14 protein-coding genes and 1 tRNA gene are annotated in these 13697 nt (G+C 71.1%); 5 read left to right on the top strand and 10 right to left on the bottom strand.

The window, feature by feature from the left end:
- Positions 1 to 41: 41 nt before the first annotated feature.
- Together ITJ54_RS17185 and ITJ54_RS17180 are read left to right on the top strand one after the other, a co-directional pair.
- Positions 42 to 1733, top strand: coding sequence for a sensor histidine kinase (locus ITJ54_RS17185; RefSeq protein WP_194630422.1), 1692 nt, complete (start codon positions 42 to 44; stop codon positions 1731 to 1733).
- A gap of 613 nt (positions 1734 to 2346) precedes the next feature.
- Positions 2347 to 2874, top strand: a complete 528-nt coding sequence (locus tag ITJ54_RS17180; RefSeq protein WP_194630419.1) for a hypothetical protein — start codon at positions 2347 to 2349, stop codon at positions 2872 to 2874.
- A gap of 173 nt (positions 2875 to 3047) precedes the next feature.
- Here ITJ54_RS17180 and groL read toward each other — a convergent pair whose 3' ends face one another.
- The 6 genes from groL to ITJ54_RS17150 all read right to left on the bottom strand — a co-directional run bounded on the left by groL (position 3048) and on the right by ITJ54_RS17150 (position 8022).
- Complete coding sequence (groL, locus tag ITJ54_RS17175; RefSeq protein ID WP_071273375.1) at positions 3048 to 4670, bottom strand: chaperonin GroEL; 1623 nt, start codon at positions 4668 to 4670, stop codon at positions 3048 to 3050.
- 219 nt (positions 4671 to 4889) lie between these two features.
- Entirely contained in the window at positions 4890 to 5093 is a 204-nt protein-coding gene (locus ITJ54_RS17170) for a cold-shock protein (protein ID WP_056120541.1), read from the bottom strand.
- Positions 5094 to 5456: 363 nt separating this feature from the next.
- Positions 5457 to 6059, bottom strand: a complete 603-nt coding sequence (locus tag ITJ54_RS17165; protein WP_194630416.1) for a LytR C-terminal domain-containing protein — start codon at positions 6057 to 6059, stop codon at positions 5457 to 5459.
- Positions 6056 to 6352 carry a DUF3263 domain-containing protein gene (locus ITJ54_RS17160; RefSeq protein WP_323741772.1) on the bottom strand — a complete coding sequence of 99 codons (297 nt, stop codon included), beginning with the start codon at positions 6350 to 6352 and terminating at the stop codon, positions 6056 to 6058. The genes ITJ54_RS17165 and ITJ54_RS17160 overlap by 4 nt, the downstream gene beginning before the upstream one ends.
- A 105-nt stretch (positions 6353 to 6457) precedes the next feature.
- Positions 6458 to 7552, bottom strand: a complete 1095-nt coding sequence (locus ITJ54_RS17155; RefSeq protein WP_194630410.1) for a DUF2332 family protein — start codon at positions 7550 to 7552, stop codon at positions 6458 to 6460.
- Positions 7549 to 8022 carry a GNAT family N-acetyltransferase gene (locus tag ITJ54_RS17150; protein ID WP_194630407.1) on the bottom strand — a complete coding sequence of 158 codons (474 nt, stop codon included), beginning with the start codon at positions 8020 to 8022 and terminating at the stop codon, positions 7549 to 7551. Before ITJ54_RS17150 ends, ITJ54_RS17155 begins: the two co-directional genes overlap by 4 nt.
- 55 nt (positions 8023 to 8077) lie before the next feature.
- Between ITJ54_RS17150 and msrB the strand changes: the two genes are divergently transcribed.
- Positions 8078 to 8482: a peptide-methionine (R)-S-oxide reductase MsrB gene (msrB, locus tag ITJ54_RS17145; protein ID WP_071273391.1), complete on the top strand. Its 405-nt coding sequence runs from the start codon at positions 8078 to 8080 to the stop codon at positions 8480 to 8482.
- A 36-nt stretch (positions 8483 to 8518) separates the two neighbouring features.
- Positions 8519 to 8594, top strand: a tRNA-Thr gene (locus ITJ54_RS17140).
- A gap of 221 nt (positions 8595 to 8815) precedes the next feature.
- On the opposite strand, the gene ITJ54_RS17135 is transcribed toward ITJ54_RS17140, so the two are convergent.
- Positions 8816 to 9847 carry an aldo/keto reductase gene (locus tag ITJ54_RS17135; RefSeq protein WP_194630403.1) on the bottom strand — a complete coding sequence of 344 codons (1032 nt, stop codon included), beginning with the start codon at positions 9845 to 9847 and terminating at the stop codon, positions 8816 to 8818.
- A 74-nt stretch (positions 9848 to 9921) separates the two neighbouring features.
- Positions 9922 to 10701 (bottom strand): alpha/beta fold hydrolase, encoded by a 780-nt coding sequence (locus ITJ54_RS17130; protein WP_194630400.1) that lies wholly within the window; start codon positions 10699 to 10701, stop codon positions 9922 to 9924.
- Between the two features lie 33 nt (positions 10702 to 10734).
- Between ITJ54_RS17130 and ITJ54_RS17125 the strand changes: the two genes are divergently transcribed.
- Positions 10735 to 11505 (top strand): NAD(P)H-hydrate epimerase, encoded by a 771-nt coding sequence (locus ITJ54_RS17125; RefSeq protein ID WP_194630398.1) that lies wholly within the window; start codon positions 10735 to 10737, stop codon positions 11503 to 11505.
- Between the two features lie 27 nt (positions 11506 to 11532).
- Here ITJ54_RS17125 and ITJ54_RS17120 read toward each other — a convergent pair whose 3' ends face one another.
- Both ITJ54_RS17120 and ITJ54_RS17115 read right to left on the bottom strand, forming a co-directional pair.
- Positions 11533 to 12474: a 2-deoxy-5-keto-D-gluconate 6-phosphate aldolase domain-containing protein gene (locus tag ITJ54_RS17120; protein ID WP_194630396.1), complete on the bottom strand. Its 942-nt coding sequence runs from the start codon at positions 12472 to 12474 to the stop codon at positions 11533 to 11535.
- 24 nt (positions 12475 to 12498) lie between these two features.
- On the bottom strand, positions 12499 to 13644 hold the full coding sequence (locus tag ITJ54_RS17115) for a glycerol dehydrogenase (protein ID WP_194630394.1): 1146 nt from the start codon (positions 13642 to 13644) through the stop codon (positions 12499 to 12501).
- Between the last annotated feature and the right edge of the window lie 53 nt (positions 13645 to 13697).

Here is a 13697-nt window from a genome sequence, read left to right as displayed (position 1 = left end):
CCGGGTTTCCCCCGGTGGCCGCCGTCTATCGTGAGGGCAGCATGCACTCCAGAATGAACCGCTGGTGGGACGGCATCTCCCTGCGAACCAAGATCACCGGCATCACGGTGCTCCTGGTGGCGCTCGGGCTGCTCGTCGCCGGCCTCGGCACGATGACGGTCCTGTCGAACTACCTGGTCTCCCGCCTGGACACCCAGGTCAGCACGACGAGCTCGCAGCTCGAAGGGCAGAACGTCAGCGACGGCGAGCAGTACTGCAAGCTCTCGGTCGTGCTCGAGAAGAGCTCCTACGTCGCCGCGTACGACAGCGACGGCAAGCAGATCTGCGACACCCAGTCGACGACGCAGCCGGACATCTCCCGGATGCGGTTCGCCGGCGCCGCGTCGACCAGCAAGCCGTTCACGCTGTACGACAAGCAGCACAACCACGAGTGGCGTGCCCAGGTCATCCCGGCGAACCTGCAGAACCTGTCGACCGGTGCCACCGAGACCGGCTACGTGCTCGTCGCCGTGTCGAGCGCGGACACCGACCAGACCATCGCCCGCTTCACCTTCATCTTCCTCGGCTTCGGCGCCTCGGTCATCCTGCTCGGGGCCATGCTCACGCGGCTGCTCGTCACCGCGACGTTCGACCCCCTCCGTGACGTCGAGGACACCGCCGCGCGTTTCGCCGCCGGAGACTTCAACCAGCGTCTCGAGGACGACACCCCGAACACCGAGGTCGGCCGGCTGAACCGTTCCCTCAACGCGATGCTCGAGCGGATCGACAGCGCCTTCGAGGACCGCGAGCGCACCATCGCGCAGATGCGCCGCTTCGTCGGTGACGCCTCCCACGAACTCCGCACGCCGCTGGTGTCCCTCCGCGGGTACGCCGAGCTGTACCGCATGGGTGCGCTGCGCAAGGAGGAAGATGTCGCCCAGGCGATGGAGCGCATCGAGAAAGAGGCCAAGCGCATGGGGCTCCTCGTGCAGGACCTCCTCCAGCTCGCCCGCATCGACGAGTCCAAGCCGCTCGAGCTCGGTCCGGTCGACCTCGTCGCCATCGCCCGCGACTCGGCCCTCGACACCATGGCGTCGAACCCCGACCGCGAGATCCAGGTGCTCGTCGAGGACGTGCCCCAGGCCGTCCGCGCTCCGTCGGCCTTCGGTCCCGCCGCCACGCCCGCGCCCGATGCCGTGCCGATGTCACCGAACACCACCGGCCCGATCGCCTTCTCCCGCCAGACCATCGCCCGCCTGCGCGCTCGTCGTGGCCGCGCGATGGACGTCGAGTCGGAGTCGCAGCCCGGCACCGAGGCCACCCCGATGCCCGACGTGGTGCTGCCGAAGCGCCCGCCGATCGTCCTGGCCGAGGAGAACAAGATCCGCCAGGTCGTGACGAACCTGATGGGCAACGCGATGCGCTTCACCGCGCACGACGACCCCATCGAGATCGGCATCGGCGTGGACGACGAGCGCGGCATGGCGCACATCGACGTCATCGACCACGGCGAGGGCATACCGCCGCAGCTCCGCGACAAGATCTTCCAGCGGTTCTGGCGGGCCGACACCTCCCGCGCGCGGGACACCGGCGGCTCGGGCCTCGGGCTCGCCATCGTGTCGGGCATCGTGTCCGCGCACCAGGGCTCGGTCGAGGTCATCGACACCGTGGGCGGCGGCGCCACCTTCCGCATCTGGCTCCCCCTGCTCCCCCGCGACTACACCCCGGCCCCGCTCCCCACACCCGAGTCCTGACCCTCGCGCGCTCGCCGCTGCCGCGGCGCCGGGCGCAGCGCCGGCCGCCGGCCGCGGCGCCGGGTCTCGGGCACCGGTGAGGTCGCACTTCGTGTCGCCTCCCCGGCACCGGACCCGACACGAAGTGCGACTTCACCGGTCCTCCACAGGCATGTGGAGGCGGGAACCTGTCCACGGAACCCTCGCGCGCTCTCTGCGCCGAGGACGTCCTGAACACCATTGCCCGATGCCAGTCCCGCCGAAGCCGCTCCCGACGCAGTTCACACACACGCCGTTCCGGACCGCCGACGCGTGCGCTCACGGAGTCAACCGCGAGCGGCTCCGTCGAGCAGACCTCTCGACACCGGCTCGCGGGGCGCGCGTCCCCGCCGGAACGACCGACTTCGTCCAGGTCGCCATGGCGATCGGACTCCTGCTCCGTCCCGATCAGCACCTGAGCCACGTCACGGCCGCGCGGCTGTGGGAGTGCCCGCTCCCGCGGTCACTGACGACCTCGGAAGCGCCTCTGCACGTGTCCACGACCGGAAGCGGTCCGATCGAGCGCCGGGCGGGCATCGTCGGGCACCGGACCGCCCCCGACAGAGCCCAGGTCACGACGAGGTTCGGCCTCCGGATGAGCACTCCCGCTGCACTCTGGTACGAGTGTCGCTCCCTGCTCGGCGTGCGAGCGCTCGTGGTCCTCGGTGACCACATCATCGGCCCGGGGCGACTTGCCTCACGCGAGGACCTCGAACGGACGATCCACCCTGGCGACCGCGGAGTCGTTGCTGCCCGGACAGCCCTCGAGCAGATCCGACCCGGGGCAGAGTCGCCGATGGAGTCGGTGCTGCGCCTCATCGTCGTCGACGCCGGGTTCCCGGAGCCGGCGCTGAACATCGACGTCGCAGACGCTCGAGGTGTCTTCATCGGCCGCGTCGACATGGGCTGGGCGGATCTGCGCATCGCCCTGGAGTACGACGGCGACCATCACCGCACCGATCGCGAGACGTTCTCGCATGACCAGGGTCGTCGGAACGCCTTCGTCGTCGAGGACTGGCTCACGATCCACGTCACCGCGCCGGACATCAGTCGTCCCGCGGGGTTCCTCGAGCGGCTCCGGCAGGCATTCGAGCTCCGACGACGCGCAGACCACCCGCGCTGAGATCGCACTTCGTGTCGCCTCGACCGGGCTGGACCCGACACGAAGTGCGATCTCACCGCCGGGGGAAACACGCACGCACCCGCACGCTCGCGCACGCTCGCGCACGCGCGCGACCCCGGACGCAGGAAGGCCCCCGCACGCGCAGCGTGCGGGGGCCTTCCGTGACGCAGGGACTAGAAGTCCATGCCACCGGTCGGGTCGCCGGCCGGAGCGGCCGCGGCACGCTCAGGCTTCTCGGCGACGACGACCTCGGTCGTCAGGAACAGACCGGCGATCGACGCAGCGTTCTGCAGCGCCGAGCGCGTGACCTTGGCCGGGTCGATGATGCCCGCGGCGATGAGGTCGACGTACTCGCCGGTCGCGGCGTTGAGGCCCCAACCTGCTTCGAGCTCGCGGACCTTGGCGGCCACGACGCCCGGCTCGAGACCGGCGTTGAGCGCGATCTGCTTGAGCGGTGCGTCGATGGCGACGCGGACGATGTTCGCGCCGGTCGCCTCGTCGCCCTCGAGCTCGAGGGAGTCGAGCGCGACCTTGCCGGCCTGGATCAGGGCGACGCCACCACCGGCGACGATGCCCTCTTCGACGGCAGCCTTCGCGTTGCGGACGGCGTCCTCGATGCGGTGCTTGCGCTCCTTGAGCTCGACCTCGGTCGCGGCACCCGCCTTGATGACGGCGACGCCACCGGCGAGCTTGGCGAGGCGCTCCTGGAGCTTCTCGCGGTCGTAGTCGGAGTCGGTGGCCTCGATCTCGGAGCGGATCTGGCGCACGCGGCCGGCGATCTGCTCGGTGTCGCCAGCGCCCTCGACGATCGTGGTCTCGTCCTTGGTGATGACGACCTTGCGGGCACGACCGAGGAGGTCGAGCGTCGCGTTCTCGAGCTTGAGGCCGACCTCTTCGGAGATGACCTGGCCACCGGTCAGGATCGCGATGTCCTGCAGCATGGCCTTGCGACGGTCACCGAAGCCCGGGGCCTTGACGGCGACGGACTTGAAGATGCCGCGGATCTTGTTCACGACGAGCGTGGCCAGGGCCTCGCCGTCGACGTCCTCGGCAATGATGAGGAGCTGCTTGCCGGCCTGGATGACCTTGTCGACCACCGGCAGGAGGTCCTTGATGTTCGAGATCTTCGAGTTGACGATCAGGATGTAGGCGTCCTCGAAGACGGCTTCCTGGCGCTCGGGGTCGGTCACGAAGTACTGCGACAGGTAGCCCTTGTCGAAGCGCATGCCCTCGGTCAGCTCGAGCTCGGTGCCGAAGGTGTTCGACTCCTCGACGGTGACGACACCTTCCTTGCCGACCTTGTCGATGGCCTCGGCGATGAGCGCGCCGATGGTCGGGTCCGCGGCCGAGATCGACGCGGTGGCGGCGATCTGGTCCTTGGTCTCGATCTCCTTGGCGTTCGCGAGCAGCTGGTCCGAGACGGCCGCGACGGCCTTCTCGATGCCGCGCTTCAGCGAGACGGGGTCGGCGCCGGCAGCCACGTTGCGGAGGCCTTCGCGGACGAGGGCCTGGGCGAGCACGGTCGCGGTGGTCGTACCGTCACCGGCGACGTCGTCGGTCTTCTTGGCGACCTCCTTGACGAGCTCGGCACCGATCTTCTCGTACGGGTCGTCGAGCTCGATCTCCTTGGCGATGGAGACACCGTCGTTCGTGATCGTGGGGGCGCCCCACTTCTTCTCGAGGACGACGTTGCGGCCGCGCGGGCCGAGCGTCACCTTCACGGCGTCGGCCAGCTGGTTCAGGCCGCGCTCGAGGCCACGGCGGGCCTCCTCGTCGAAAGCAATGATCTTAGCCATGTGAGTTCTCGTCCCTCCCGGACGTCGTGGGGTCTTCTGGCACTCAGCGTCACCGAGTGCCAAGCCCGATTCTGGCACTCGACCCCTGAGAGTGCAACACGCGCCGCACCCCGACACGGCGGCACCGCACGCCGACCCCGCGCCGACGAGCACGACCGGGCCGCACACGACGAACGCGCCGCCCCCGACGGGGACGACGCGTTCGCCGTGGTCCGCTGACTAGGCCGGGCGCACCGACTCGGCCTGCGGGCCCTTGGACCCCGTGCCGACGTCGAACGTCACTGCCTGGCCCTCCTCGAGGACCTTGTAGCCGTTCATGTCGATGGCCGAGTAGTGGACGAACACGTCCTGGCCCCCTCCATCGACGGTGATGAAGCCGAAGCCCTTTTCAGCGTTGAACCACTTGACGGTTCCGTTGGCCATGATCTGTTGCTCCCTGCGGTACTGCTGTGGCGATCGACGGCATCGTTCGGGTGATGCCGCGGGTCCGAGTGCGTGCATGCCTCACCCGGGTGTCCTGGCGTCCGTACCGAGGTCCGACGTCATTCCGAGCACTCCGGTGACCACTTGTGACTCTAATCAGGAACGGTGATCGGACAAGGCCTGTCGCGCACATTCCACGCTGATTCCTCATGAACTCAACGTGCCGGAAACACTGCTGTCACATTGACAACGCGGAATGCGGATCAATCACCGAGAGAGCACCCGGAGAGCACCCCGGGAGCACCCGGGGAGCACCCGGGGAGCACCCGGGACCACCCGGGACCACCCGGGACCGTCATCGGGTCAGCCGACGTAGTCCGCCCCGAGCACGACGCTGACGTCGGCGTTCGGGAACGCTGCCGACTGCTGCACGGCCGTCACCCCGAGCGACTTCGCGATGCCCTGCGCGAGCGCCGCCTGCGATGCCTGCTGGTAGTACACGATCGTCGCGGTCGACCCCGTCGTGCCGGCGTCCCCGGTCGACGTGACCTTCCACCCGGCGGTCGTCAGCTTCGTCGACGCGTTCGCGGCGAGCCCGCTCGTGGTCGTCCCGTTCAGCACGACCACCGTGGTGGCGCCCTGGTCCGCCGGTGCGGCAGCCGCGGGCGACGAGGCGTCACCGGCACCGGCACCGGCGTCCGATCCGCCCGCGGACGGCGAGGCGGACGAGGTCACCGACGACGATGCGGACGACGACGGCGACGAGCTGCTGCCGCCGCCGGTGAACGAGTAGCTGCCGTTCAGCAGCGCGAGGACGAGCACCCCGATGCCGACGAGCACCCCGGTCGCCAGCGCGGCCCAGGCGAACGCGATCCAGCCGCGACCACGACGGTGCACACCACGGTGCGCACCGACGCGCGGCCCGTCGGTCACGTCGTCGAAGCGGTCATGGGGGAATCTCGTCATCGTTCCTCTTCGGTTCGGTGGGCGTCGACGGGTGCGACGAAGCTGCGGGCAGCGCGTGCACTCGTCCGCGATCGCCGCAGACGCTGGAGTCGACCGACGAGCTGCGGGTCGTACGCGAGCGCCGCCGGTGTGTCGATCACCCGGTTGAGCACCTGGTAGTACCGGGTCGGCGACATGTCGAACTCGACCCGGATCTCCGCCTCTTTCGTCCGGTCGTGCCGCGCACGGTCGTGCTCGAAGGCGAGCACGTGCTTCGCGAGCTCACTCAGCTCGTCCGCGGGGATGGTGGTCACGACGGTCCGATCACATTCGGGCAACGGGTCTCGCACATCGTAGGGGTGCGGCGGATGGCCACCCTGGCATGGCGCTGGACTGTCGTGGATTCACCCTCAGGACCGTCACAGCGAGGGGTCGCGGAACCACCGGGTCGCGGTGCCGAACGCGTCGCAGACCGCCAGGGCCACGCCGTCGAGGGACACCGTCGCGAAGGACGCCGGGTCCTCCGGGTCGATCCCGTCCGGCAGCGTCGAGGCCACCCCGGCCAGGATCCCGGTGCGTTCGAGTGCGACCCAGCGCACGCCGCGTTCCGCGACGCGGTCGACGAACCGCTGCCGGTCGGCACCCGGCACGTAGACGAGGGTGCCGGCGGTCAGCACGACCGGCTCGCAGTCCGCCGGCAGCGCGTCGAGGGCGCGGTCCAGGTCGTCCGGCACCCGGCCGGTGATCCGGACGGGAGGCTCGGCCACCGTCACACGCGCCGCCTCGCGCATCAGGGCGATCCGGTCCGTCGCCTCGGGCGGGACGGCCTGCACCAGACGGTCGAACGCCCCGGGGACCCGCAGGTCGACGGGGTGCGGGTCGAGCGCCACCCGCCCGGCGACCCGGATGGCGGGCGTCGACGGCGACGGCACCGTTCCCCGCGCGTCCGCGGTCAGTCGGAGCGACGGCTCCGCGGGCGCGGTGTGCATCCGCACGAGCTCGGATCGCGCCCCGCTGTGCCCGTCGCGCCCCCGTGTGTCGGGGCGCGACGACCGCACGGGGGCGCGATCGTCGTCGCCGTCGGTGTCGTGCACCCGGAGGTCGAGCGTCACCCGGTCCGGGAACGAACAGAGGCTCGCCGCGGCACCGACGTCGACCAGGCCGAGCGGCCGCGCAGCGGCAGCGGCGAGCGCCGCGACCACCGGCACCAGCGGACCGAGCCGGCGCGGGTCGTTGGCCTGCACTGCGGCGGTGGTGAGGGCCGCGACCAGGGCGGGGCGGGCCTCCTGTCCGAGTGCGCGGAGCGCGGCCGGGTCCGACGGGTCCGCGCCCAGGCCGCGCGCGACCGCGAAGAGCAGCTCGGGCTGCCGCTGGCTCGGCGGCACCGTGTCGAGGAGCGCGACCAGGTCGTCGTCGAGCGACCGCGCCCAGGCGGCGTAGGTCGGCGAGACGTCCGCGATCCGGTCGGCGTAGGCGGCGTAGCGCTCCCGCGTGGACGGGGTCGGGAGGCTCACGCGCCGGGGCGGTACATGCCGACGTGGGTGATGCCGGCCTCTGCGTAGGGAGCGCCGAAGCGGACGAACCCGTGGCGTTCGTAGAGCGCGGCGACGTACTCCTGGGCGTGCAGGACGATCGGGTCGTGGCCGTGCTCGGCCAGGACGGCCGCGACGAGCCCGCTCGCGATGCCGGCGCCGCGGTGGTCGGGGTGGGTGGCGACACGGCCGATCACCCACGCCGGAGCTGGTGCGTCCGACGGGTGCTGCTCGTCCGCAGCGGGACGGATCAGGCGGAGGTACCCGACCGCATCGGCCTCGGTTCCGAACCACCAGTGCTCGGTGTCGGGCTCGCGGTCACGGCCGTCGAAGTCCTCGGCCGAGACGTGTTGTTCGAGCGCGAAGACCCGGTTCCGCAACCGGACGATGCCGTACAGTTCGTCCGTCGTCAGGCGGTCCCAGCGGGTGCGGTGCACGGAATGTCTGGACATCGCGGCGAGTTTACTGAAGAGGCCGACATCCACGGCTGGAAAGCAGGAGGAACCCATGGCACACAACGTCGAGAAGACTGACGCCGAGTGGCGCGCGGAGCTCTCCCCCGAGCAGTACGCCGTCCTGCGGCAGGCCGGCACGGAGCGCCCCTGGACCGGTGAGCTCCTGGACGAGGAGCGCGCCGGCATCTACACCTGTGCGGCGTGCAACGCGGAGCTGTTCAAGAGCGGCACGAAGTTCGACTCCGGCTGCGGCTGGCCGTCGTTCTACGAGTCGGTGGACCCCGAGGCGGTCACGCTCATCGAGGACCGCTCGCTCGGCATGGCCCGCACCGAGGTCCGCTGCGCGAACTGCGGCTCGCACCTCGGGCACGTGTTCCCGGACGGCTTCGGCACCCCGACCGGCGACCGGTACTGCATGAACTCGCTGTCGCTGAACTTCTCCGCGAAGAGCGAGTGAGTCCCCGACGCCCTCGTTGGTACGATGAGGGCGTCAGCCAGCATGGCGCAATTGGTAGCGCACCGTACTTGTAATACGGGGGTTGCGGGTTCAAGTCCCGCTGCTGGCCCCAGACGAAGCGAAGGCCCGAGCGACGATGTCGCTCGGGCCTTCGGCGCAGATGGAACACGGATCAGGGGGCGTTCCGGCGCTCGGCGCGGTAACCAGCCGGCCGTACCAGGATGATGACACTTCACCGAGGGGCTTGTGAAGACGTCCGGGGCGACCTCGCGGCTTCCCGCACCGATCCCGCAGCTGGCGCCCAGCGACGGCCGCGGGATCGGTGGCACCGAGTCAGCGGCCGCCGGTGATCTTCCGCTCGCGCTGTGCGACACCGGCAGTGCCGTACGGGTAGTCGTCGATCCGCGGGGCGCTGGCGTCCGTGAGCGCCTGCAGCTCGGAGTCGTCGAGCACCAGGTCGGCCGCGCCGAGGTTGTCGGCGAGCTGGTCGAGCGTGCGGACGCCGAGGATGACGCTCGTCACGGCCGGACGGGCGAGCAGCCAGGCGAGGGCGACCTGCGAGCGCGAGGCGTCGTGCGCGTCCGCCACTCCGGAGAGGACGTCGAGCACCTCCCACGTGCGCTCGTCGTCGTTCCGGGCACGCCACGCCTCCATGCCGCGCTCCGGGTTCTCACCGAGACGGGTGGCACCGGTGGGGGCCTCGTCGCGCTGGTACTTGCCAGACAGCCAGCCGCCGGCGAGCGGGGACCACGGCAGCAGGCCGATCCCGGCGTCGAGGCAGGCGGGCACGACCTCGTGCTCGATGTCGCGGACGAGCAGGTTGTACTGCGGCTGCAGCGTCACGGGCGGCGCGAAGTGGTGGGCCTTCGCCTCGTACACGGCCTTGGTGACCTGGTAGCCGAGGTAGTTCGAGAACCCGTAGGAGCCGATCTTGCCCGCGGAGACGGCGTCGTCGAGGAAGCGCAGGGTCTCCTCGATCGGCGTCAGGGCGTCCCACGCGTGCATCTGGTAGAGGTCGATGTGCTCGACGCCGAGGCGGTCCAGCGAGGCGTCGAGCGCCACGCGGAGGTGCCGCCGCGAGAGCCCGAGGTCGTTCGGACCGTCGCCCTGGGGGAAGCGGCCCTTCGTGGCGAGGACCACCTGGGCGGCCTCGGTCGGGTGCGACGACAGCCAGCGCCCGATGATGCGCTCCGACTCGTTGCCGGAGTACACGTCCGCCGTGTCGACCAGGGTGCCGCCGGCCGCGACGAACGCGTCGAGGATGGCGTGTGAGGTGGCTTCGTCGGCTTCGCTGCCGAAGGTCATGGTGCCGAGGGTCAGGGTGGACACCGCTGTCCCGCTGTTCCCGAGGTTTCTGTAGTCCATGGCGCGGACGCTACGCCCGGGTGCCCGGCAGCCGAGAGGGCTTGGCAGTACCCGTCAGCGCGCCCTGGACACGCTCACGCCCCGAGGAACGCGATCGCGGCCTGTCGGAACGGCCTGGACGTCGGCGCGTTGAAGTGGTTGCGACCCGGGATCTCGAAGAACGAGGCGTTCGGCGCGGCCTCGGCCAGCCGCACGGCGCTGTCCCGGATGCCGTCCTCGCTGCCCGCCGCCATCAGGATCGGCTGGGCGGGAGCGTTCGCCGGTGTCGGTTCGATGCTGTTCCGCATGCCCTCGACCATCGCCACGAGGGCCACGAGGTCGTTGCCGTCGACACCGGCCGCCATCGTGAGGTACCTGTTCGTCACGCGGTCCTCGACCGGGGTGCCGTCGGTGATGAACGCCCGCGCCTGGTCGACCCGCACGCGCCGCATCGGGTCGGCGTCCGGGATGCCGCCGAAGACGGCGCGGCTGATGCGGTCGGGCAGGCGTTCGGCGGTGTGCCACCCGACGCGGGCGCCGAGCGAGTACCCGAGGAAGGCGACGTCGTCGAGCAGGTACGTGTCGATCACCGCGATGACGTCCGCCACGAGCAGGTCCATCGAGTAGGCATCCGGCTCGTGCGGCTTCGACGAGGCCCCGTGCCCACGCTGGTCGAGCGCGACGACGCGGTACCCGGCCCGGACCAGGTCGCGGGTCCACCCGGACGCGTGCCAGTTCAGCACGGCCCCGGAGGCGAACCCGTGCACGGCCACGACGACGGGCGCGTCCGGGTCGCCGAAGTCGTACGTGGCGATCGACCGGCCGTCGGGTGACATCACGGCGCGGGGTCGGGGAGCGGCAGGCACGAGAGACATGGCCTCCCAGGGTATCGGGGCACTGTGGAGCGCATGGACGGCTACGGCGGCGATCAGATCCGGGCGGCTGAACGGCCCCACCTCGACGCGGGCGAACCGCTCATGCAGCGGGCGGCCGACGGCCTGGCCGCGGTCGTGGGCGCGCTGCTCGACGACCCGGCCGAACGGCCGGGCGACGGACCCGGCACGGTCCTGCTCCTCGTCGGCAGCGGCGACAACGGCGGCGACGCCCTCTTCGCCGGTGCGCGTCTCGCGGCCGCCGGCCGGATCGTCGAGGTGGTCCGGGTCGGCAGTCGGGTCCACGAGGCGGGGCTGGCTGCCGCCCTGGAGGCCGGGTGCAGCCTCCTGGGCGAGCCGTCCGGACCCGAGACGGGCGCGTCCGGTGCCGGTGCCTCGGACGTCCTGCGGGCTGCGGTGACGTCGGATGGCGACCGCCTGGCGGCGATCACGACCGAGGCGGCGCTCCGCGCCGACCTGGTCCTCGACGGGATCCTCGGGATCGGGGTGTCCGGACCGTCCGCGCTCCGCTCCCCCGCGCGGGAGTGCGTGCACACCATCCGGGAACTCGCGCGCGACCAGCGGGCGCCGTTCGTCGTCGCGGTGGACGTGCCGAGCGGCATCGACGTCGACACCGGCGGGATCGCGGACGACCACGTCCTGCACGCCGACGTCACGGTGACGTTCGGCGGCGTGAAGGCCGGGCTGCTGCGCGGGCCGGCCGCCACCCTCGCCGGACGGATCGAGCTCGTCGACGTGGGGATCGCGGCCGACCTCGCTGCGATGGAGCCGCTCATCCAGACCTGACCGACGGGCGGCGGGTCCGCCGACCGGTCAGATGCCTCCGGCGTCCACCCCGTCCTCGACGTCCCCACGGGCCTCGAGCCAGGTGTCGACGAAGTGACGGTAGTTGGCCGCGATCAGGCCCTCCGCCGCCTCGGTGTCGAGGTGCTCGCGGACGACGTCCTCGAGCGGCTCCTCCCAGTTGCTCCGGCCGATCGCGAACCCGACGAAGCCGTCAACGGGTGCCGCGGTGCGCAGCCAGTGGTCGAGCTGCTCCTCGGGGGCGTCCCGGCCGAGGACGATGCACTGCACCGCGTCACGGCCGTCGCGGCGGGCGGTGGCGACGACGCGCTCGGCGTCCTCGGAGCGGTCGAGCCCCTCGAGCTTCCACACGTCGGCCTCGACCCCGTGGTCCTGCAGGTACTCGAGCACCTGCACGACGAGGTCCGGGCGGAGGTCGCGGTCGTAGTCCTCGACCGATGCCTTCTGCTCGTCGGTGCCCGGGACGAGCAGTTCGACGAGGAACGGGCGGCCCGCGTCACGCAGGGCCGTGGCGACCTCGGCGAGGTCCGACGCCTGCTGTGCACGGCGGTCGGCGTCGTACGCGGGGTTGTCGCGGACGAGCACCTTCACCCAGTCCGGGTCGAAGGAGTCGACGTGCGCCATCCAGTCGTCGCCGTACTCCAGTTCGAACCACTCGCGCCCCGACCGCTCGATCGGCATCGCGAGCTGCAGGCCGGCCTCCTTCACCAGACGGGCGACGTCGGCCCCGTAGAGCTCGTCGACGAGGACGCCCGTCCGTTCGCGGGAGGCCCCGGCGGCGAGCGCCGTCAGGACCCCGCGGTAGACGAGCTGCTTGCCCGCGCGCACCCGCTGGGCCTCGGCCTCGTCGGCCGGTTCGCCGCCGGACTCGTCGTAGGTGTGCTCCAGCAGCGACGAGCGCTGGTCCATCGCGAACAGGAAGAGGGGGTGACGTTCATCGAGCTTCGGCATGCTCCCGTCCTACTCCCCGTTCGGTCAGTGCTTCGCGACGTACCGCTCGGGCTCGGGCAGCCCGTGTGCGGCGCGGATGCTCCGGCTGAGCCCCTCGATCGCGATCAGCGCGTCGACGACGAGCTCCGGGGTGACCGGGAACGGCATGTTGTGGATGGTCTCGCTCTCCACCGTGGCGGCGTCGGCGACCGCGCGGAGCACGTCGGTGTCCTCGACCGTCAGCCCGATCTCGGTGAGCGTGTTCGGCAGGCCGACGCGGGTGGTGAAGACGACGAAGTCCGCGATCTCCGCGGCGGGGGCACCCTCCATCACGAGCTGGGCGAGGGTGCCGATGTTGACCTTCTGCCCGTGGGCCAGGCCGTGCGCCTGCGGTGCGGCCGTCAGGCCGTTGTGGATCGCGTGGGCGGCAGCCAGCCCGCCGGACTCGAACCCCAGGCCGGACAGCAGGGTGTTCGCCTCGACGACCTTCTCCAGCGCGGGCGTGACGACCTTCGCCTTCACGGCCTCGATCGCCTGCAGGGCGTTGTCATGCAGCAGGTCCCAGGACAGCTGCGCGAGGGCGACGCCGGTCTCGGTCTGGCGTCCACCCGCCATCGTGTCGGCGTTCGCGCGCTTGGCGGCCCGGGCCTCGACCCAGGTGGCCAGGGCGTCACCGATGCCGGCGACCAGGAACTGGACGGGGGCGTTCGCGACGAGCTGCGTGTCGATGAGCACGAGGTCCGGGTTGTGCGGGAAGAAGCGGTACTCGATGAACTCGCCCTCCTCGGAGTAGATCACCGCGAGCGCCGAGGTCGGTGCGTCGGTCGAGGCCGCGGTCGGGACGCTCGCCCAGCGGATGCCCGCGAGGTGCCCGGAGGCCTTGGCGGCGTCGATCGCCGATCCACCGCCGAGGCCGACGATGACGTCCGAGTCGGTGGCCCGGATGCGCTCGACCAGCTCGTCCACGGCCGCGGGGGTCGCGAACCGGCCGAAGCCGACTCGCTCGACGGGGAGCCCGGCGGCCTGGAAGCTCTCGGTGACGGCGGACTCGACGATGCCCCACACGACGTCGTCGGCGACGATGAGCGGACTGGAGCCGATCGGGGCGACGAACTCGCCGACGCGGGTGATCGCGCTGCGTCCCTGCACGTAGCGGGCGGGGCTCATCACGGTGGTGATGGGGGTGGCCATGGCTGTTCCTTCCGTCGCAGGTCCTGTCGTTGTGCGACAGGTGTCGGCTGCTC

Origin of the sequence: Curtobacterium sp. VKM Ac-2865, assembly GCF_015350905.1 — a bacterium.
Classification (GTDB): domain Bacteria; phylum Actinomycetota; class Actinomycetes; order Actinomycetales; family Microbacteriaceae; genus Curtobacterium.
Note: the sequence above shows the minus strand (reverse complement) of the source record. Positions and strands in the feature narration are given on the sequence as shown.